Annotated in this window: 16 protein-coding genes; 9 read left to right on the top strand and 7 right to left on the bottom strand. The window is 45.3% G+C overall.

What is annotated here, in order from left to right; genetic code table 11:
• Positions 1 to 24: 24 nt before the first annotated feature.
• The 4 genes from QUA88_RS20150 to QUA88_RS20135 are packed head-to-tail and all read left to right on the top strand — an operon-like array spanning position 25 to position 4,543.
• A complete protein-coding gene (locus tag QUA88_RS20150; RefSeq protein ID WP_333273400.1) occupies positions 25 to 2,118 on the top strand; it encodes a methyltransferase domain-containing protein in 2,094 nt (697 codons plus the stop codon).
• A 51-nt stretch (positions 2,119 to 2,169) separates the two neighbouring features.
• Positions 2,170 to 2,556 carry a sulfotransferase family 2 domain-containing protein gene (locus tag QUA88_RS20145; RefSeq protein ID WP_333273397.1) on the top strand — a complete coding sequence of 129 codons (387 nt, stop codon included), beginning with the start codon at positions 2,170 to 2,172 and terminating at the stop codon, positions 2,554 to 2,556.
• Complete coding sequence (locus QUA88_RS20140) at positions 2,538 to 2,981, top strand: hypothetical protein (RefSeq protein WP_333273394.1); 444 nt, start codon at positions 2,538 to 2,540, stop codon at positions 2,979 to 2,981. The genes QUA88_RS20145 and QUA88_RS20140 overlap by 19 nt, the downstream gene beginning before the upstream one ends.
• 50 nt (positions 2,982 to 3,031) lie before the next feature.
• The gene (locus QUA88_RS20135; protein WP_333273391.1) at positions 3,032 to 4,543 is read left to right on the top strand and encodes a methyltransferase domain-containing protein; all 1,512 of its coding nucleotides are present in this window, start codon (positions 3,032 to 3,034) and stop codon (positions 4,541 to 4,543) included.
• Between the two features lie 49 nt (positions 4,544 to 4,592).
• Here the strand turns inward: QUA88_RS20135 and QUA88_RS20130 are convergent, their stop codons facing one another.
• The 3 genes from QUA88_RS20130 to QUA88_RS20120 form a co-directional block, all read right to left on the bottom strand.
• The gene (locus QUA88_RS20130; protein WP_333273388.1) at positions 4,593 to 5,480 is read right to left on the bottom strand and encodes a glycosyltransferase; all 888 of its coding nucleotides are present in this window, start codon (positions 5,478 to 5,480) and stop codon (positions 4,593 to 4,595) included.
• Positions 5,481 to 5,543: 63 nt separating this feature from the next.
• Positions 5,544 to 9,299: a glycoside hydrolase family 99-like domain-containing protein gene (locus tag QUA88_RS20125; RefSeq protein WP_333273384.1), complete on the bottom strand. Its 3,756-nt coding sequence runs from the start codon at positions 9,297 to 9,299 to the stop codon at positions 5,544 to 5,546.
• Positions 9,286 to 9,465: a hypothetical protein gene (locus QUA88_RS20120; protein ID WP_333057112.1), complete on the bottom strand. Its 180-nt coding sequence runs from the start codon at positions 9,463 to 9,465 to the stop codon at positions 9,286 to 9,288. Before QUA88_RS20120 ends, QUA88_RS20125 begins: the two co-directional genes overlap by 14 nt.
• A 255-nt stretch (positions 9,466 to 9,720) precedes the next feature.
• On the opposite strand from QUA88_RS20120, the gene QUA88_RS20115 reads away from it, so the two are divergent.
• Positions 9,721 to 10,368: a Uma2 family endonuclease gene (locus QUA88_RS20115; RefSeq protein WP_333057111.1), complete on the top strand. Its 648-nt coding sequence runs from the start codon at positions 9,721 to 9,723 to the stop codon at positions 10,366 to 10,368.
• A gap of 119 nt (positions 10,369 to 10,487) precedes the next feature.
• Here the strand turns inward: QUA88_RS20115 and QUA88_RS20110 are convergent, their stop codons facing one another.
• The 4 genes from QUA88_RS20110 to QUA88_RS20095 form a co-directional block, all read right to left on the bottom strand.
• Entirely contained in the window at positions 10,488 to 11,093 is a 606-nt protein-coding gene (locus QUA88_RS20110) for a 50S ribosomal protein L25/general stress protein Ctc (RefSeq protein ID WP_333057110.1), read from the bottom strand.
• A gap of 192 nt (positions 11,094 to 11,285) precedes the next feature.
• The gene (locus QUA88_RS20105; RefSeq protein WP_333057107.1) at positions 11,286 to 11,654 is read right to left on the bottom strand and encodes a hypothetical protein; all 369 of its coding nucleotides are present in this window, start codon (positions 11,652 to 11,654) and stop codon (positions 11,286 to 11,288) included.
• Positions 11,655 to 11,671: 17 nt separating this feature from the next.
• Positions 11,672 to 12,109 (bottom strand): hypothetical protein, encoded by a 438-nt coding sequence (locus QUA88_RS20100; RefSeq protein ID WP_333057106.1) that lies wholly within the window; start codon positions 12,107 to 12,109, stop codon positions 11,672 to 11,674.
• A gap of 54 nt (positions 12,110 to 12,163) precedes the next feature.
• Complete coding sequence (locus QUA88_RS20095; protein WP_333057103.1) at positions 12,164 to 13,504, bottom strand: adenylosuccinate synthase; 1,341 nt, start codon at positions 13,502 to 13,504, stop codon at positions 12,164 to 12,166.
• A gap of 353 nt (positions 13,505 to 13,857) precedes the next feature.
• Between QUA88_RS20095 and QUA88_RS20090 the strand changes: the two genes are divergently transcribed.
• The 4 genes from QUA88_RS20090 (at position 13,858) to QUA88_RS20075 (ending at position 18,790) form a co-directional block, all read left to right on the top strand.
• The gene (locus QUA88_RS20090; protein WP_333273379.1) at positions 13,858 to 14,895 is read left to right on the top strand and encodes an adenosine deaminase; all 1,038 of its coding nucleotides are present in this window, start codon (positions 13,858 to 13,860) and stop codon (positions 14,893 to 14,895) included.
• Between the two features lie 328 nt (positions 14,896 to 15,223).
• Positions 15,224 to 16,528: an aspartate aminotransferase family protein gene (locus QUA88_RS20085; protein ID WP_333273377.1), complete on the top strand. Its 1,305-nt coding sequence runs from the start codon at positions 15,224 to 15,226 to the stop codon at positions 16,526 to 16,528.
• A gap of 341 nt (positions 16,529 to 16,869) precedes the next feature.
• Positions 16,870 to 18,357 carry a TldD/PmbA family protein gene (locus tag QUA88_RS20080; protein ID WP_333273374.1) on the top strand — a complete coding sequence of 496 codons (1,488 nt, stop codon included), beginning with the start codon at positions 16,870 to 16,872 and terminating at the stop codon, positions 18,355 to 18,357.
• A 181-nt stretch (positions 18,358 to 18,538) separates the two neighbouring features.
• On the top strand, positions 18,539 to 18,790 hold the full coding sequence (locus QUA88_RS20075) for a DUF4926 domain-containing protein (protein WP_333057095.1): 252 nt from the start codon (positions 18,539 to 18,541) through the stop codon (positions 18,788 to 18,790).
• Positions 18,791 to 18,845: the final 55 nt, after the last annotated feature.

Genomic DNA, 18,845 nt, shown 5'->3' with positions numbered 1-18,845 from the left:
TAAAAGTTTAAAGAGGTATATCCGATGATGGAAATGGGATTTACAGGAGAAAGATACGTTCCTACAGTACAGGGTCGTATCCGGTATGAGCATTTACATCGCTATGCTTTAGCACTAGAGTTTGTTCAAGGCAAATCAGTTCTTGATATAGCATCGGGAGAGGGATATGGAAGTGCTTATTTATCTCAAGTTGCCAACTCGGTTATCGGTGTAGATATTGACAGAGAATGTGTCAACTTCTCTCGTAATAAATACGGAGATATTGCCAATTTAGAGTTTGTTGTCGGCTCTTGCGATGCTATTCCTCTTTCTAGTGAATCTCTTGATATAGTAACATCTTTTGAAACCCTTGAGCATCACGACAAGCATGATGAAATGATGCGAGAAATTAAACGAGTCTTGAAGCCGGGAGGGGTTTTAGTGATTTCCGCCCCTAATCGTTTGACTTATTCCGAAAATCCCCAATCAGCCTCCGCTAATCCTAATAATCAATTTCATGTAAAAGAACCCTACGAATATCAATTCGTAAGTTTACTAAGTCGTTATTTCAAAAACGTTAAGCTATATGGGCAGAGGCTAGCAATAGGCTCTTTTGTCTTTCCATTGTCACCCAATAATCTTCCCTCAACTATTAGCTCTTACACAAGCAAAAAAGATGAACTCACAAGAGAATTTTGTTCTTTACAGGAACCCATCTATTTTGTGGCCGTATGTTCGGATGAAATAAATAATACACAAAAACAGTTAGATTCAATTTTTATTGACGATCGGGATGATGTTTTAATAGAACTTGAAAAGGAGACGCAAGCTCAATTAAATCAATGGAATTCTAATTTAGAGTTGAAGGATATCAGATGCTCAGAATTACAATCTGAGGTTTATCAACTTCAGGCTTTCTTATCAAATTTTCAGTCTCAACTGCATCAGACTGAGGTAAGTTTAATGCAATGCCAGTCTCAACTGCACGAGACTGAGGCAGTGTTAGAACAATCTCAATCCCAACTGCACCAGACTGAGGCAGTGTTAGAACAATCTCAATCCCAACTGCACCAGACTGAGGCAGTGTTGGAACAATCTCAGTCTCAACTGCACCAGACTGAGGCAGAATTGGAACAATCTCAGTCACAACTGCATGAGACTCAGGGAGTGTTGGAACAATCTCAGTCTCAACTGCACCAGACTGAAGCAGTGTTGGAACAATCTCAGTCACAACTGCATGAGACTCAGGGAGTGTTGGAACAATCTCAGTCACAACTGCATGAGACTCAGGGAGTGTTGGAACAATCTCAATCCCAACTGCACGATACTGAGGCAGAATTGGAACAATCTCAGTCACAACTGCATGAGACTCAGGGAGTGTTGGAACAATCTCAGTCACAACTGCATGAGACTGAGGCAGTGTTGGAACAATCTCAGTCACAACTGCATGAGACTCACGGGCTATGGGAACAATCTCAGTCACAACTCCATGAGACTGAGGCAGTGTTGGAACAATCTCAGTCACAACTGCACCAGACTCAGACAGAATTGGAACAATCTCATTCTCAACTAGCTCAAGCTGAAGCTCAACGAGTACAGACTCAGACAGAATTGGAACAATCTCAGTCACAACTGCACCAGACTCAGGCGGAACTAGAACAATTTCACTCTCAACTGGCTCAAGCTAAAGCCGAACTAGCACAGACTTGCTCTCAACTCCATCAGACTCAGGCAGTATTGGAACAATCTCATTCTCAACTGCATCAGACTCAGGCAGTATTGGAACAATCTTACTCTCAACTGCGTCAAGCTCAGTCAGTATTAGATCGGGAAGGATTTCAGCAAGCTCTAGCGAGTCAGACCGAACCACAGACCCATGTCCAGTATAGACTCCTGTTGTGGGATGCCTGGTATGCTTACGGCAAAGGTGATATGACTGCTATGGCTCAGTGCTTGCAGCAATCTTTGAAATGTACGCCTTTATCGCGCACCGAAACAGTGGTAAACTGGCTAGAAACTTTTACGAAGTTATCGTCAGAAAAAGGTTGTGAATTTAATACCTACTCCCTGACTAACTCAGCGGAGTGGATACGGCTTATACGGAGTATAACTGCTCTTAGATCTGTTGTTGCTAATTAATAAAACACCTGTCCAGCAGCCAGAAACCAGAACCCCATTTGCAATGTTATAATGAAGAATTTATCATTGGATTCTCAAATTGAAATCATCTCAGTCCACGTACACAAAACAGCGGGAGGAACGTTTGGGAGAGCTTTAAAACAGGTTTACGGCGAGCTGCAAGTTTTTTCTGACTATCAAGGGGAAAATTTAGAAAGTAGTCTGGCGAAATTGTTTGTTCAACCGCAAGTTAAGGTGATTCATGGTCATTTTGCTGCAAGAAAATACAAGGGATACTTCTCGTCAGCAAAAAGAATAATTTGGCTGAGAAATCCAATTATTCAATTCATTTCAGGTTATTTTTTTTGGAAGTCTCAGCCCGAAAAAAATGTTTTTTTTAGTGAAGAACATAAGTATATGGTTGAAAAAACATCGGTCTGTTGGAATTTGCAGAAATGAGGGCTAGAAACTTCGTCAGTCCTTTAGCTGATTTCTATTGCCGTGATGTGGATTTAACTGATTTCTACTTTGTTGGTGTTCAAGAATTTTTTCAAGATGATTTAGCCGAACTGAACCAGATGCTAGGTTGGGCGGATTTTAAAATGGAGGTTTTTAATAAAAACAAGTATCCTAACTATCTAGAGCATTTAAAAGAAGCATTGGAGGACAAAAAGCTGCTGAATAAGCTAATAGCTATGAACCGATCCGATCTAGAACTTTATCAAACAGCCTTGTATCTGAGAGCTAAGCGTAAAAATCTATCTAATTCCTGGGAACAGTACGAGCTAGATTTGAAGTTATCGCAGCAGAAGCTGCAACAGATTCAGGTGGGGCTTGAGCGAAAGCAGTCTGTGATCTCTAAAAAAGTCGCACTTTTCAATTAAAATCAAGGATTAATTCCTAGCTCCTAACGAAGTTACAAGCGAGAAATAAAATGACTGAATCAGCTTCAATTGAAATTCTGGATGTTGTCCTGTTATCCGTAGAAGATTCCGAATTGCTGTGGGGCTTTAATATAGACAGCCCACGGAAGCAGTTACAGAGTGAGACAGACAAGATTTTTGTTTATGGTTGGGTATTGGGTAAAAAGTGCCCAGTAGTTGCCGTTAAAGTAATCAGCAGTGGCACACTCATCCAAAAACTGGCTGCTAATAATCCTCGCCCGGATGTAGCTAAAATTTATTCCAATGTAGCCCGTTCAGAAAGCTGTGGCTTTTCGACAGAAGTAGGAGTGAGCGAACTGCCAGAGGAAGCTGAGTTACTTATTGAAGCTGTCTTCTCAGATGGAAACAGTGTGCCGATAGCAGGGGTGAGATTTCGGCAGAATCTGCCACGTTTAAAGCAGATTCAGGCAGAGATAAAGCTTTCTCAGGCTCGATTGCAGCAGATTCAGGCAGATTTGGAGCAATACCAGTCTTTGCGACATCAAGTTCAAGAGCAATCTCAACGCTTCGAGTCTCAAGATTACCAGACAGGGCAGCAGTTACAGGTGGTATCGACGACGAATTTATCCGAAGCGTCTATCAGACATCCGCTGGTAACAATCGCTCCTTCAAAACCGGAGGTTGTTGCATCGGGAAGCACTAACGCTGCGATCTTAACTTATACGTCTGGCATGAGCGATAGCGAATGGTTGGAGGTACTGCTTAAAAGCCTCGATCACGGTATCGTAGACGGCATTGAAATGCCGGGATTTCCGCCCGAAGAACTTCAGCGTCAGTTTGTTGGAATGTCGGGGTCACAGGCTCTTAATGAAGCGTTTAATTTCTATTCTGAAATCAAACGGTATGCAGGGAAATTGGGGCGGAAATTAGGGCGGGATAGTCGAGTTCTAGATTTTGGCTGTGGATGGGGGCGGATAATTCGTTTTTTCCTAAAAGATGTCACCGCAGACAATCTCTATGGCATTGATGTCGATTCAGAGATGACTGACCTCTGTCTCAAAACAGTCGGACACGGACACTACAGCGCCATCAAACCGCTGCCTCCTTTGGAATTTTCTGAGGGCAGTTTCGACATTGTTTACGCCTACTCCGTCTTCTCTCACTTGGCGGAATCGGTTCACATTCAGTGGATTGAAGAGTTCTCAAGGATACTAAAACCAGGAGGTATCCTCGTCGCCACTACTCAGGCGCGCAGTTTTATAGAACTTTGTCGCACGCTCCGAAACCAGAGCAATAGTTCTAATAATTGGCATCATGCCTTAGCTCACTCATTTGTGGACACTGAGGCTGCTTTTGCCGACTACGACAGCGGTAAGTTTTTATATAGTCCCACAGGGGGCGGAGGCCCTCGCGACGCATCTTTCTACGGAGAAGCTGTAATTCCCCAGAAGTATATTGAGCGAGAGTGGACTAAATATCTTGATTTCTGCGATTTCACCTACGATCCAACGGTCATCCCGCAATCACTGATAGTTATGCAAAAACATCTGGGTGATCGCTGATACTAATATGCTCACAGTGTCGGACACTGTGGGCATATTAGCCAACTACTCACCCAGAGGTGTTTAATTTATCGTAGCCATACCAATGAATGAATAATTCAAATAAGTCAGGCCAATTGAATGGAGAAGGAGCCAAGCGATTTGGCGGCAAACTATTGCGTATCTGCGCGATAAAAGCCGTAAGAATTTTGTGGGTTTCTTGAGAGCCAATCGATCCTAAAGATTCAAAAGAGTTTTTCCCGTGAAAGCGATAGTAATACAGGTCTTGCTCTAAAAACAGCGGTTCCGTATGTACGATCGACCGAAGGAGAAAGTCCCAATCGTGACAGTACAGATAATTACTAAAGTGACCGACGCGGTTAAAAAGCTCTTTAGTGAAAACAAAATTTCCTGTTGATATACTTACATTGTATGTGAAACACGCAAATCCCACTGAGGGAAACTGCCTGATTGTTTCTTGAGCGGCGAAATAACTGCGAGCTTGAGGATGAGATTCGGTGACAATCCTGTCATCGGCATCAATATACTGCACCCGACTAAATGCAAATTCGCACCCTTTAGCCTGCATTTCCTTAACAATCAATTGGATGCGCTGCGGATGATATGTATCATCCGAATTTAATATTGCAATAATATTTCCCTTTGCTTGCGTTATGCCGTAATTAATAGCAGCATGAGCACCCTGATTCTGGGTGAATGGATAAAATTGTGTGCGGTTGGGAAACCTAGACTCCCAACTAACACTTTGAATTAAACGTGCTATTTCATCTGATGAACCGTCGGGAGAACAGTCATCAATAATTACCACCTCTAAATTTTCATAGGTTTGAGCAGCAACTGAATCCAGACACCTCTTGATAAAATCTTTGTGTTTGTAACAGGGAATAACGATCGAGACTAGAGGCAATCCAGAAATATTAAGGTGATTGTTTTGCACCAGTGAGTACCAGCAATAGTTTTACAGTTTGCCAAAATTTAGCCATGTCCAGCTTGTCTGGATCTACAGCCACGTCCATATTTCTGCTTTGGGATCGAAAAGTTCGTGTACTGTTGTCTGTTTAAGAAGGTTGTACATGGCTTCGAGCGATCGGTCTTTGGCTGCGATTCTCTTCTCCAACTCTTCCAGCGATGGATGTAGATATTCTGGGGGAAGACAACGCAACAATTTGATAGTTGTTTGCCAACTGTGCGTACCAGCAAGAGCGTTGCGAGTTGCTAAAAGATAGCTGTGTCCGTATTTCTGATCGGGTTCTAGATGAGCGCCCTCGGCCCATTCATTCCAAGCATTAATAAAGACCAGTCGTTCATCGCCTGAATACCTTTGTTTGGTTTTCTCGATCGAACCGCGCAGCCAAAACTCGTAAGCGTCGGGGCTAGAATTAATATAAGCATGAGCTGAACTTCCTCTGCGAGCAGTATTGTCCCATGCAGTCATTGCTCCGGGAAACATTTTAAAATCTGGAAGCTTTGACGACACCATATTGATAGCAGCGTCTTGATAGTCATACATTTTTCCGGTAAAATCACCTCGCATTCCAACAAGTTCTGAGGGGGGAATTTCCCGAGCCGGGACTCCGTGCGGTGGAAACTGCAACGAAGAATCAAAGCCGACACTAACTGGGTCTACATAACCAGAAAAACAAGTAATTGCGAGGCAAAGGTGAACTTCTCCGACACCATTTCTTCTGAAAACCTCTCTCCACTGCTCTGTTAGGCGGATAGGATCTGGCAAAATATCACTGCGATAGACAATGAGTAAGGGTTCGCCATTGATGCGAATATATCGCTCATCAAGCAAAATGTGAATTAAACTTTCGGCAAAAGCTTTATTTTGGTCTGGAGCATGGTCTTGCGCGATCAAAATATCGTGTTCGGCTCCATCCCAGCGTCTTGTCCAGTTTTCATTCGCCCAACAAACGCAGAATGGAAAATCCGGTTTCTTTGTTTCCAAGATTCCATCTAGAGGGCGGTGAAGCAGGCGCTTGCCGGCGAACCAATAATAATAATAGCAAAAGCCAAAAATCCCATACTCTTTTGCTAGTGCTGCCTGTGCTTCTCTGGCTTCCGACAGGCGTAAATCATAGAATCCTAGATCTGCTGGAAGATGAGGTTGATAATGCCCTTGATATAAAGGTTGAGCTTTTGTAACTTTAGTCCACTCTGTAAAACCTTTACCCCACCACAAATCATTTTCTGGGATCGGATGGAACTGAGGCAGATAAAAAGCAATAAGACGCACGTCCTTCTCAACATGTCTATCTTCTACGCGCTCACTAACGATCATACCGCCTGTACTCACTGGTTCATGGCTTTTAGGCGTACTCAATACCTCCACGGGCGACTGGTTTTTAATTGGCTCTTTTGTGGCCAATACCCGATCTAACTGCTGGCGGATTTCCGGAGATTCAGGCCGAATCTGCAACGCCATCTGATAAAAGACGATCGCCCCATCCGGCCAATTCTTCCGCACCAAAGCATTAGCCAACTCAACATAAAGGTCAGCATCATTCGGCGCAATCTCCAGCGCCTTGTGATACAACTGCACGTCATCAGGATTCCCCTGAATCGCCCGCCGGTACAAACGCATCGCCTCCTGCAAATCCCACTGCGATCGCATCCTCAAAGCATCAGCCAACTTTTGCGAAAGCCACGGCAAATCCGCCTGAATCTCCGCAGCGCGGCGGTAAGCGGCGATCGACTCATCCCACCGTTCCAGGTTCTCAAAAGCCGTTCCCATGTTGTAATAAGTCCACGGAAAATCAGGATTCAACTCGGCCGCGCGTCGGTAAACATCGATCGCCTCCTCCCACCTTTCCATTTCTAGCAACACGTCGCCTAATTTGCTCTGCGACCAGAAGAAATTCGGATTAACTTCATTAGCACGCCGGTAGGCAACAACTGCCTCATCCCACCGTTCCAAATTCACCAGCGCTTCTGCTAAATTGTTGTGCGCCCAAAAATGGTCGGGATTGAGTTCGATCGACCTTTGGTAAGCCGAAATTGCCTCATCCCACCTTCCCAGTTTAATCAGCGCGTCTGCTAAATAGTTGTGCGACCAACTGAAATCTGGATTTAATTCTGTTGCTTTCCGGTAAGACTCTACAGCTTCTTCCCACCGTTCCAACTTCAGCAATACATCTGCTAAATTGTTGTGAGACCAGCTAAAATCAGGATTTAATTCGATCGCCTTGCGGTAAGCATTTACAGCTTCCTCCCACCGTTCCAACTTAACCAGCGACTCAGCTAAATTGTTGTGCGACCAAGAAAGATCGGGATTGTTTCTAATAGCATTGCTGTAAGCATCTACCGCCGCTTCCCACTGTTCTTGACCCTTAAGAATTTCGCCCAATTCGTGATAAGCTGCGCCAGCATTTGGGTTCAACTCAACCGCGCGCCGGTAACAGTCAATTCCCTTATCTACCTTACCTTGCTCGATCAAAGTTTTGGCTAAATTCTCGTGTTCCTCAGCGGTGCCAGACTTCGGGTCGATCGCAAATGCTCGATACCAAGCCTCAGCAGCAGCCTCCGGCTTGCCTAACTGCGTCAACAGTTTCGCAAAATTGCGGAAAGCACCTGCAAAATCCGGTTTCAGGGCGATCGCCTTTTCGTAAGCAGAAACCGCTTGCTGCCACTGTTCTTGCTGCGCGCAAATGCTGCCGTAGTTAGCGTAAGCTTCGGCAAAATTTGGGTTGATTTCTATTGCTTTGACATAGCAACTTTTAGCTTCATCAATTTTTCCGCCAGCTTGCAGCGCGTTGCCCAGCATTTTGTAAAGCGGCGCTTCCGGCTTAATTTGCAGCGCCTTCTTGCAAGCTGCGATCGCCTGTTCCAATTTGCCCTGAGCAAAATAGCCTTCTGCTAGTATTTTGTATGCTTCTGGATCTTCTATATTAATTGTAGAATTAACTGCCTGCTGAACTGGCGGATTAACTGCCTGCTGAACTGCCTGCTGCACTGGTGGCTTAACTGCGGTTGCTGCGGGCTGTTGCTTAACTGCACCGTTTGTTCCATTTGCACCCGCCAAAGTTTCCTTTCCCTCGCTGCCGTTTCTCGCATTAGCTGCGTTCAGTTCAATAGCTTTGCGATAATATGCTGTCGCTTCCTCTAACTTGCCTTGTTTTTTGAGCGCTTCGCCCAAATTTTGGTAAGCCGTCGCCACATTAGGATTTAATTTTATGGCGCGATCGTAACAGGCGATCGCTTCGGGGAATTTTTCCTGCCGAAAAAAAGCGTCGCCCATATTCAAGTGTTCCCCCGGCGCTACTTTTTCCGGTTCCAAACTAAATGCTTGATACCAGCACTGCTGGGCTTCTTCCGGTTTGCCAATTTGTCCGAATACTTTTGCTAAATTCCGGTACACTCCCGCGAAATTCGGCTTAATCGCGAGCGCCTTTTGATAAAATCCGATCGCCTCCTGCCATTTTTGCTGCTGCGCGCCCAGGCTGCCCAAATTCGCGTATACTTCCGCAAAATTCGGTTCTATTTCAATCGCTTTAGCGTACCAGTGCCGTGCCTCTTCCATCCTGCCTTGAGCTTGCAGCGCGTTGCCCAAAGTCTTGTAAGCCGGTGCAAAATTGGGGTGAATCTTCAAAGCTTGCTCGCAGGAGGCGATGGCTTCTTCTATTTTTCCTTGGGATAAGTATGTTTCTCCCTGTTGGTTAAATTGAACCGCTGTTGATTCTGTACTGACTGTTGATGGCATAGGGGCGGCGGCTCCACAAGTAGCAAGTAAATTATAGGATTCAAAATGTTTCACAATTATACAGCGGTTTGACGCCAACAATTGCCGTTTTACCAAAGCTGTCGAGAATGTGATGCAAAGCTTCAACAATAGCAGAATACGATCGCGAGCGCGCAACTCCGGCAAAAAAGCGATCGACCACCTCCGCCTCGGTTTTTTCCCGGCATTCTAGTGCTTGCACCGCAGATACAGGTTTTCACCCCCCATGAGGGATGCCTGATTCGGCGGATGTCAGGATTTTCGAGGTTTGGTTTGTACCTCTAGAAACTTGAGAAAGTCGATAGTGCAGCAGACGAAGTTCCAGCGGCAATAGTTCCTCACGCACCAAAATCGATCCCAGGCAGGATGCCTGCACCACAAGACTTATTGAAGAAATATATTAAAATAATTAACAGCAAATGTTTTGTCAACTTTCGCTTAAATTGCGGTAATTTTGATGTTGTTAGAGCCACCACCTCAACTTGTCGGTGAAAAGCGCCTCACCTTTCGCGATATCGATTGGCAAGCCTTCAAGCAAATTCAAAGTTTGCTGATGGAGCGCACCCGCGCCCGTTTTAGCTACGATAACGGAGTATTAGAAATCACCATGCCCCTCGAAGAACACGAACGCTCTGCTCGCTTGATTGAACTCTTTATTAGAGTCCTTGTGGTGGAGATGGGCATGAAAATCAAGACGATGGGATCGACTACGCTCGATCGCGAAGACCTCCTCAAGAGCGCCGAGCCTGACAATGGGTATTACATCCAGAATTATGCCTTAGTGGCGGATCGCCTGGTTAATTTGAATGTCGATCCCGCCCCGGATTTAGTCGTGGAAGTAGATATTACCCATACCGATATCAATAAAAATACACTCTATGCCAGTATAGGCGTGCCGGAATTTTGGCGGTTTAACGGGCGGGTATGGCGGATTCTGCAATTAGTCGATGGGGCTTATGTTGAGCGCGATCGATCTCCGACTTTTCCCATTATTGAAAAAACGGATTTATACCAGTTTCTAGAAGTGGCTTTCATCGATGAAGTTGCCGCACAGATTGATTTTAGTCAATGGGTGCGACAGCAGATTCAAGGCCCAGTAGAGTAAGTGCGATCGAACCCAAATTAGAATAGCCTTTTTAGCAAAAAACGATCGCCCTTTTGGGAGAAAGCGATCGCCCTTTTTTTTCAACAATTAATTAGTTAACAACTATTAGCAATTACTAATTAAGCTGCTGCGGCTGCGTCTTCTTCTGCGTCTTCTGCTTCAGAACCTGCTTGAATTCCCAGCACGCTAACAACCACCTGATCTGGTTCGCCGAGAGCTACCACTCCCGCAGGCAAAACTAACTCGTGAATATGCAGCGCATCCCCAACCTTTAAATGAGAAATATCTACTTCAATTGCTTCAGGAATGCTGTCTGGTTTGCACTTAACTGCGAGTTGCGTCAGTACGGTATCCAAAATGCCGCCTTCTAACTTGACGCCGACTGGTTCGCCGACAAAATTCAGCGACACTTCAACTTCCAGGCTGTCTTGAGTTGCCACGGAGAAAAAGCTCAGGTGGTAAGGATAGCCCTTCCAAGGATGAACTTGAACTTCCCGGAGCAAGGTTTTTCCGCTCCAAGAGAGGTCGGGAATGCTGAGGTCAATTAGGGTATTGTTGACTACGTGCTTTTTGAGCAGGTGTTCAACTGTTTTGGCTTTGATGGTAAGGGAAATGGATTCAGAGCCTTTGTGCCCGTAGAGGACGGCGGGAATCAATCCAGAGCGGCGCAGGGCGTTAGGTTTACTGCCTTCTGCCCGCTTTTGACATTCTACTGCGAGTTCCATTTTCTGACTTTCTGCTAATTGTTTTTACATTTTACCAGAATTGTGATATTGCGATCGAACATTAATCAGACTCAGGTCAACGGTCACACTTTAACTAGCTTGTATGGTGCGTCAGTATTGAGTTTATGACAAAAAATTTAGGTCTTATCAACTGACGCACCCTACGAATTGAACCAGTTGCGTAAGTTCCGATTAAATTCGCTGAAGGTATTGATAATTTTCGTTTTCCACACACTTGAGCAATTCCAGCATTTTTCTGAGACGGTACGTTCCTGATTGATACTCTTCTTTTGAAGGGGAATCACCCAGCTTAGTAAGAACTGCATCGCTTTCACTGATGATTGCTTCGCTGAAAATTTTCTTGAACTGCTGGCGAATATCTTGATTTAATTCAACTAGAGGCAGAATTACATTTTCTTCATCTAGGTAAATTTGGGTTTCGACTGATTCGCCACCTATTTTTGAAAATGCTGATTTTGCTAACCATTCGTAAGTAGCTGCTGTTATTCTTACACTATCGGACGGTTCTCCATTTGCTGAATAAAAACTGATGTCAAACATTGGGATTACTCCTGCTACTAAACATCTAGAAACTCGTCCAAAGGAATATTTTCGGCATAAGCTATACCTGCTTTTATAAATTTTGCCTTGCCCGGTTCAGAAATTCTATCGGCACTTACAACTGCAATGACAGTAGCAGTATCAATAATTTCATTAACTGCTTTTCCTGAAAGGTATGTGGTTTTGATTTCTATATGCGGTAAGTTTGTTTTTCTTTCCTCTAAGGTTGACTGTGAATCTTTGATATTTTCTCTCGTGTATTGATTATGAAGATCCCGAATTATTTCTTTTACTTGCGAGGCCTCATTGGGAGCGACAATCAAAATGTCTCCTTTCGGATCGTTGCCAGTAGTTCTCTGGGATGCAATGCCATCTTCAGCTAACTTTCCGATTACCCAGCCAACCAAATCTCGATGAAGGGTTAGTTGGTATATCAGACGATCTTCATCGGTCATTGGAGCCTCGTCACACATGAGATAGACCCTTTTTGTCTATTATAACTAAACCTGTTATGATTGTGCTGCTACTGGCGTACCGTCTGCAGAAAGCAAAGCGCGTTTCGGGCCGTGAATCGGGTCTTCTACAATAATAGTTTGGTCGCGGCTCGCACCGAGAGAAACGATCGCGATCGGCACTTCCATCAAATCTGCCAAAAACTTCAGATAATTCAAAGCTTGCGGCGGTAAATCTTCCAAATTCCGGCACTCTTCCGTAGACTGTTTCCAACCGGGAAGGGTTTCGTAAATAGGTTGGCACCGAGCAAATATCCGGGAACTTTTCGGGAAATCAACACATTTTTCGCCGTCAATTTCGTAAGCAACGCAAACTTTTATTTCTTCTAATTCATCCAAAACATCTAGTTTGGTAATTGCCAGACAGTCAAGGCCGTTGATGCGGACTGCGTAGCGGCCGATTACTGCGTCGAACCAACCGCAGCGGCGTTTGCGACCGGTTGTCGTGCCGAATTCTGCACCTCGATCGCCCAAAATTGCTCCTATTCCATCTACCATTTCAGTAGGGAATGGGCCTTCTCCGACGCGGGTTGTATAAGCTTTTGCTACGCCAATTACGCGATCGATCGCTGTTGGGCCGACTCCGGTTCCCACACAAGCACCGCCAGCGATGGGATTGCTCGAAGTAACGTAAGGATAAGTGCCGTGGTCTAAGTCTAATAAAGTGCCTTGCGCGCCTTCAAACAGAATATTTTTCCGCTTGTGAAGTCCCTCATAAATCTTCAGGGAACTATCTACTACGTGCGGGCGCAAACGTTCCGCATAAACTCGATATTCATCAATTACGTCTTGCGGATTTAAAGGCGGCAAATTGTAGAGTTTTTCGAGAAGGACATTTTTACAATTAATCGTCCATTCCAATTGTTCTTGCAACCCGTCCAAGTCCATTAAATCTAGCATCCGAATGCCAGTGCGTTCCGACTTGTCGGCGTAAGTAGGGCCAATGCCGCGTCCCGTCGTCCCGATTTTATAATTTCCCCGCTGCGTTTCCGATGCTACATCAATTAATCGATGATAGGGCATCGTGACGTGAGCCGTCTCCGAAATCATCAGCGAGGTTGTCGAAATATTCAGTGCCTCTAGCTGATCTAACTCTGCAATTAAAACTTTAGGGTCGATGACCGTGCCGCAGCCGATAATACACTCTTTATCAGGGTAGAGAATCCCAGACGGAATTAAGTGCAGCTTGAAAGTCTGACCGTTGACTACCACGGTGTGACCCGCGTTGACGCCCCCTTGGTAGCGGACAACGATATCTGCGGATTTGCTGAGCAAATCGGTAATTTTGCCTTTTCCTTCATCGCCCCACTGGGCGCCGATTACAACTACGTTAGCCAAGGGTTTCTCGCGTTCTGTTCAGGTTGACACAATCTCCGATTATGTATGAATGCGTCCGAAATGTCAATCAATTTTAGATTTTAGATTTTAGATTTGGGATTTTAGATACGGGCATGGGGCATGGGGCATGGGGCATGGGGCATGGGGCATGGGGCATGGGGCATGGGGCATCTCCCAAAAAGCCTATTTTGAACAGGCAAGATGCCTGTTCCACAAGAATTATGGGAGATGTCTATTGGGCATTAGGCATTGGAACTAACAAATAACCAATGACTAATGACTACTGACTACTGACTAATGACTACTGACTAATTAATTTTTGTTAAGATTGAGAAAATAGAGGCTTTGTTGCCATGAGTTTACACGCTGAGTTGCACCGCCATCTGGGTGGTTCCGTCGTTCCTAGGGTGCTGTGGCGGTATTTCGATCGCCACAATGCTGAGATGGTTAATCGATTTCCGAAATACTCGGAATTTGAGGAGTTTTACACTCGTCCGCGCAATACTCTCAATGAGTATTTGGAACTGCACACGCTGGTAGAAAGCGTTCAAACTGTTGAGACGTTGCCTTATTTCATCTATCGGTTGATGCGGGGCGCTTACGTGTTTGAAAATCTGGCTTATTTGGAGTTGCGCTATACGCCTTATTTGCGGACTCCAGAACATTTGAATCAGTCAGAACGCATTGATTTGATGGCAGAAATTGTACAAGTTGTGGGCAAGGCAAGTCAAATTAGCGATTGTCCGATTGTTACTAGCCAAATTTTGTGTATGCACTCGCGTTTACCCTATGAGGTGAATCGGGCGATCGTAGATTTGGCGGCCGGGATGGGAGAATATGTTTGTGCGATCGATATAGCTGGCGGCGATGATTGTATAGGCGATCGTTTGGAGGAGTTTGTCGGATTGTACCAGTACGCGAGGTCGATCGGCATCAAAACTACCGGCCACCTCTACGAAACTACCTCTGGCTGTTATCCCGAACTTCTGCCCTATCTGATGCGTATCGGCCACGGGATTCAAATTCCGTTAAAATATCCCGAATTGCTGCCAGAAGTCGCGCGCAGGGGTCAATGCTTGGAGGTTTGCCCAACTACCTATCTCAAAACGGGGACGTTGCAAGATATGCGCGAATTGAAGATTGTGTTCGATCGATGTTTTGAAGCTGGCGTCGATATTGCCATTTGCACCGACAACGCGGGATTGCACAACGTGCGCTTGCCTTTCGAGTACGAGAATTTGTTAACTTTGGATATCATTGATTTTCGGCAATTGCAAGCGTGTCAAGAAGCAGCTTTCCGCCATGCTTTCGCGTGGCCCTACGAAGAAAGGCCTGTGAAAATGCTGACGGGTTTGTTGCAGCCTGAGTCTGTGGGGGCGATCGTTAATTAGCTAGTTTTTGTCATTAAACATCAAGTTTTTAGGTTCCTTAAAAACCCGGTTTTTTTTATGTTAATTAATGAACCGGGTTTTTAATCTGATATCTCTGCCGCTAGGAAAGCCATCGCCAAGATTTAGGATTGCGGCAGTGATTTTATTTCATTTGTGAATGATATTTTTTTTACTAACCGCAGAGGGCGCAGAGGGCGCAGAGGAGATAGAAAAGATAGAAAGAGGGAGAGAGGTGTTTTGTAAAATTATAATAAGCGTCTGGCGATCGGCAATCGGTAGCAAGTTATAGTTTGGATGCAGAAGCATCAATATAAAAGGATAAAAAAACATGACAAATATGGACGCTTACTGGATGCCGTTCACCGCCAACCGACAGTTTAAAGCGAATCCGCGAATGTTGGTTTCTGCCAAAGATATGCACTTTACAAGCGATGATAACCGCTCAATTTTAGATGGTACTGCGGGGCTGTGGTGCGTGAATGCAGGACACGCCCGCGAGACAATTGCCGAAGCAGTTAAACAGCAGGTTTTGCGTTTGGATTACTCTCCGGCTTTTCAGATGGGACATCCAGGTGCTTTTGAATTGGCGGAACGTTTGGTAAAGATGATTCCGGGCAATTTCGATCGCGTTTTCTTTACTAATTCGGGTTCGGAATCTGTAGAAACTGCTTTAAAAATTGCGATTGCTTATCACCGGGTGAAAGGTGAAGGAACTCGCCAAAGATTGATCGGGAGGGAACGTGGCTATCACGGCGTTGGTTTTGGGGGAATTTCTGTCGGGGGTATCGGTACAAACCGCAAGTTTTTTGGCAGTTTGCTCACGGGAGTCGATCATTTGCCTCACACTCACAGTCTCGAACACAATGCTTTCAGCCGCAAACAACCGGAATGGGGAGCGCATTTGGCGGATGAATTGGAGCGGATTGTCGCTTTGCACGATGCGTCTAATATTGCAGCAGTAATTGTCGAACCGGTGGCTGGTTCTACAGGGGTTTTGATTCCCCCGAAAGGTTATTTGGAGAGGCTGCGGGCGATTTGCGACAAATACGGAATTCTGCTGATTTTTGATGAGGTAATTACCGGATTCGGGCGGCTAGGCTCTAGTTTTGCTACGGAATATTTTGGGGTGGTTCCCGATATTGTGACGGCGGCGAAAGGGATAACTAACGGTACGGTGCCGATGGGGGCGGTGTTTGTGAAACAAGGCATTTATGATGCTTTTATGAATGCTCCTGAAAATGCGATCGAGCTTTTTCACGGTTATACTTATTCTGGTCATCCTCTGGCTTGTGCGGCTGCTTTGGCGACGCTGGATATTTATGAGGAAGAAAGGTTATTTGAACGAGCAGATAAGATGGCTGGTTACTGGGAAGATGCGGTGCATTCTTTGAAGGGAGTGCGGCACGTAATTGATGTCCGCAATCTGGGACTGGTGGCGGGGATTGAGTTGGAATCTATTGCTGGGAAACCGGGAAAACGGGCGTTTGATTGTTTCTTGCAGTGCTATGAAAAAGGGTTGCTAATTCGCACGACTGGTGATATTATTGCTTTGTCGCCGCCGCTGATTATTGAGAAAGAACATATCGATAAAATTGTGGAAATTTTGACAGGGGTTTTGCAGGAGATGGAGTGAGATTAAACGAACCGCGAAGACGCGTTAGCGAAGCGGCGCGTTAGCGAAGCGGCGCGAAGAAGGAAGAGAAAGAAGAAGATGTTTTCAGGTAAAAACTCTACTTAGAAATGACATCAAATTCGTTGTCATCGGAATTATTTATCTCTCTCTTTTCTTCCTCTGCGGTCTCTGCGGCCTCTGCGGTTTAATCATTCCGAAAAAACCGTAAACGATATGAGAAAGACCTCTCTATTTCCTTCCTTCGCGCTCTACCCTTCGGGAACGGCTTCGCCGAACGCATCTTCGCGGTTTATTCCAATATGTTATAATAATTGACAACTAACGACGAATGACGAATAACTATGGTGCAATTAACTGCAAAAATCTCTGCTAACGAGTTAGCAAATTTGGCTGTAGATTTGATTCGGAAAACAGGTTGCGAGTACGGTGATGTACGTTTTTGCAGTTACCGAAGGCAGAATCTTTACGCGCGCGATCGATCTTTAAGTCAACTGTCAGATAATGTAAGTTCCGGTTTTGGCGTGCGCGTGCTTCTAGACGGCGCTTGGGGGTTTGCCGCCAGTCACAGCAAAACACCCGCAGAGGTTGCAAGAATAGTCGCTTTGGCTGTAGAAATCGCGAAAGGCAGCCGCTTAACTCAGAAGGAACCGGTGCGGTTAGTGCCTGTCGAAAAATATGTCGATACCTACATTACTCCCATCGCCATTGACCCTTTTTCTGTACCCGTTGCTGACAAAGCCGAACTGCTGCTAACTATCAACGAGCGGCTGCTAGCACACGGCGCACAAGGCATCAAAAAAGCTTCTTCTTTTTTGCAGTCAAGCCGCGAAGACAAGGTTTTTGCTTCTACAGAAGGCTCTCTAATCGAACAAACAATTTACCGCAGCTATCCGGGTTTTGCCTGTACGGCAATTGCGGGCGGCGATGCCCAAAGTCGCAGTTACGAACGCCCGCCGATGAATATCGGTTACGAACATATTAATCCCGATGATTTGTTGAGTCAAGTCGAAAGAGTTGCCGCCGAAGCTATTGAGAAAGTCCGCGCTCCAAAAGTCCCGGCTGGTATTTGCAAATCCCTGATTCTTAAGCCGACAAATTTGTATTTGACAATCCACGAATCGGTAGGACATCCAACTGAATTAGACCGGGTTTACGGTTACGAATCTAATTTTGCTGGCACGAGCTTTGCTACTACTGATAAGTTAAATAAACTGCAATACGCTGCACCTTGGGTTAATTTTAAGTGCGATCGCACTCAACCGGGTGGCCGCGGTACAATGGGTTACGATGATGAGGGCGTAAAATCACAAGAGTGGTACGTTGTCAAGGATGGAATTTTAGTTGATTATCTCACTGACAGAGAGACGGCTTACCGCCTCGGACGTCCCAGCAGCAACGGTTCTGCTTACGCTGACAGTTGGTCGAGCGTGCCGATGGTGAGAATTCCCAATTTGGGATTGGAGCCGGGCCCGGATGGCGGCAGCCATACTGCTACTTTGGCACAGATGATTGCGGATACGGAAGACGGGATTTTAATCGACGGTATGGGTAGTTATTCGATCGACCAGCAGCGGCGCAATTTTCAATTCGGTGGCGATGCTTTTTGGAAGGTGGAAAAAGGTAAAGTTGTCGGTATGTTGAAGGATGTAACTTATCAGGCGATGACTACTGATTTCTGGAATCAAATAGATGCGATCGGGCCAGCTTCGGAGCTGGTTCAATGCGGTACGAATATGTGCGGCAAAGGTGAACCGATGCAGATAGCTCAAATGACTCACGCTTGTGTGCCGGTGCGAGTGAGAGATATTCAAATTGGGGGAAATTCTTAATTAGATTGTAGGTTTTTAATGTGAGAATTCTAAAGGATCTGTAGGGTGCGTCGCCATCAAAAATCCTCAAAAAAATCTAAAATATCGCAGCGACGCACCTTACTAATTATGACAATTGCGTCCCGGACTGACAACTTAGATGCCCGACAGCTTACTCTCAAACCCAAAAAGGAGTCTCGACGTGAAACTTGAACTTTACCAGCGTGTAGCATTGTGTCGGGATATGCCGCTATATCAGCTCAAAAAAGGTGATGTAGCCATGCTAGTCGCTCGGGTACCTCATCCAAGGGAAGGCGAAGATGATGGCTGCGTTCTAGAAATATTTAATGCTTTAGGAGAATCGATTTTAGTTGTGGCTGTTTCTCCTTCAGATGTGGAACCTCTGGGAGCAGATGAAGTGTTAGCAGTACGCTCTTTAGTACAGGCGAGTTAACCGTAGTATTGCGGCTAAACCTATTTTCAAATACAACAAATATTCCGGGACTTTA

It is taken from the genome of Microcoleus sp. D3_18_C2, from assembly GCF_036702395.1.
Taxonomy (GTDB): domain Bacteria; phylum Cyanobacteriota; class Cyanobacteriia; order Cyanobacteriales; family Microcoleaceae; genus Microcoleus.
The sequence above is the reverse complement of the archived record's forward strand: the minus strand, read 5'-3'. Positions and strand labels throughout refer to the sequence as shown.

Bases quoted from the DNA above. Each gene is read 5' to 3' on its own strand.
- QUA88_RS20110 (WP_333057110.1), bottom strand. From the start codon at position 11,093: ATGGAACTCGCAGTAGAATGTCAAAAGCGGGCAGAAGGCAGTAAACCT.
- QUA88_RS20080 (WP_333273374.1), top strand. From the start codon at position 16,870: ATGGTGCAATTAACTGCAAAAATCTCTGCTAACGAGTTAGCAAATTTG.
- QUA88_RS20085 (WP_333273377.1), top strand. From the start codon at position 15,224: ATGACAAATATGGACGCTTACTGGATGCCGTTCACCGCCAACCGACAG.
- QUA88_RS20145 (WP_333273397.1), top strand. From the start codon at position 2,170: ATGAAGAATTTATCATTGGATTCTCAAATTGAAATCATCTCAGTCCAC.
- QUA88_RS20100 (WP_333057106.1), bottom strand. From the start codon at position 12,109: ATGACCGATGAAGATCGTCTGATATACCAACTAACCCTTCATCGAGAT.
- QUA88_RS20115 (WP_333057111.1), top strand. From the start codon at position 9,721: ATGTTGTTAGAGCCACCACCTCAACTTGTCGGTGAAAAGCGCCTCACC.
- QUA88_RS20135 (WP_333273391.1), top strand. From the start codon at position 3,032: ATGACTGAATCAGCTTCAATTGAAATTCTGGATGTTGTCCTGTTATCC.
- QUA88_RS20105 (WP_333057107.1), bottom strand. From the start codon at position 11,654: ATGTTTGACATCAGTTTTTATTCAGCAAATGGAGAACCGTCCGATAGT.
- QUA88_RS20150 (WP_333273400.1), top strand. From the start codon at position 25: ATGATGGAAATGGGATTTACAGGAGAAAGATACGTTCCTACAGTACAG.
- QUA88_RS20090 (WP_333273379.1), top strand. From the start codon at position 13,858: ATGAGTTTACACGCTGAGTTGCACCGCCATCTGGGTGGTTCCGTCGTT.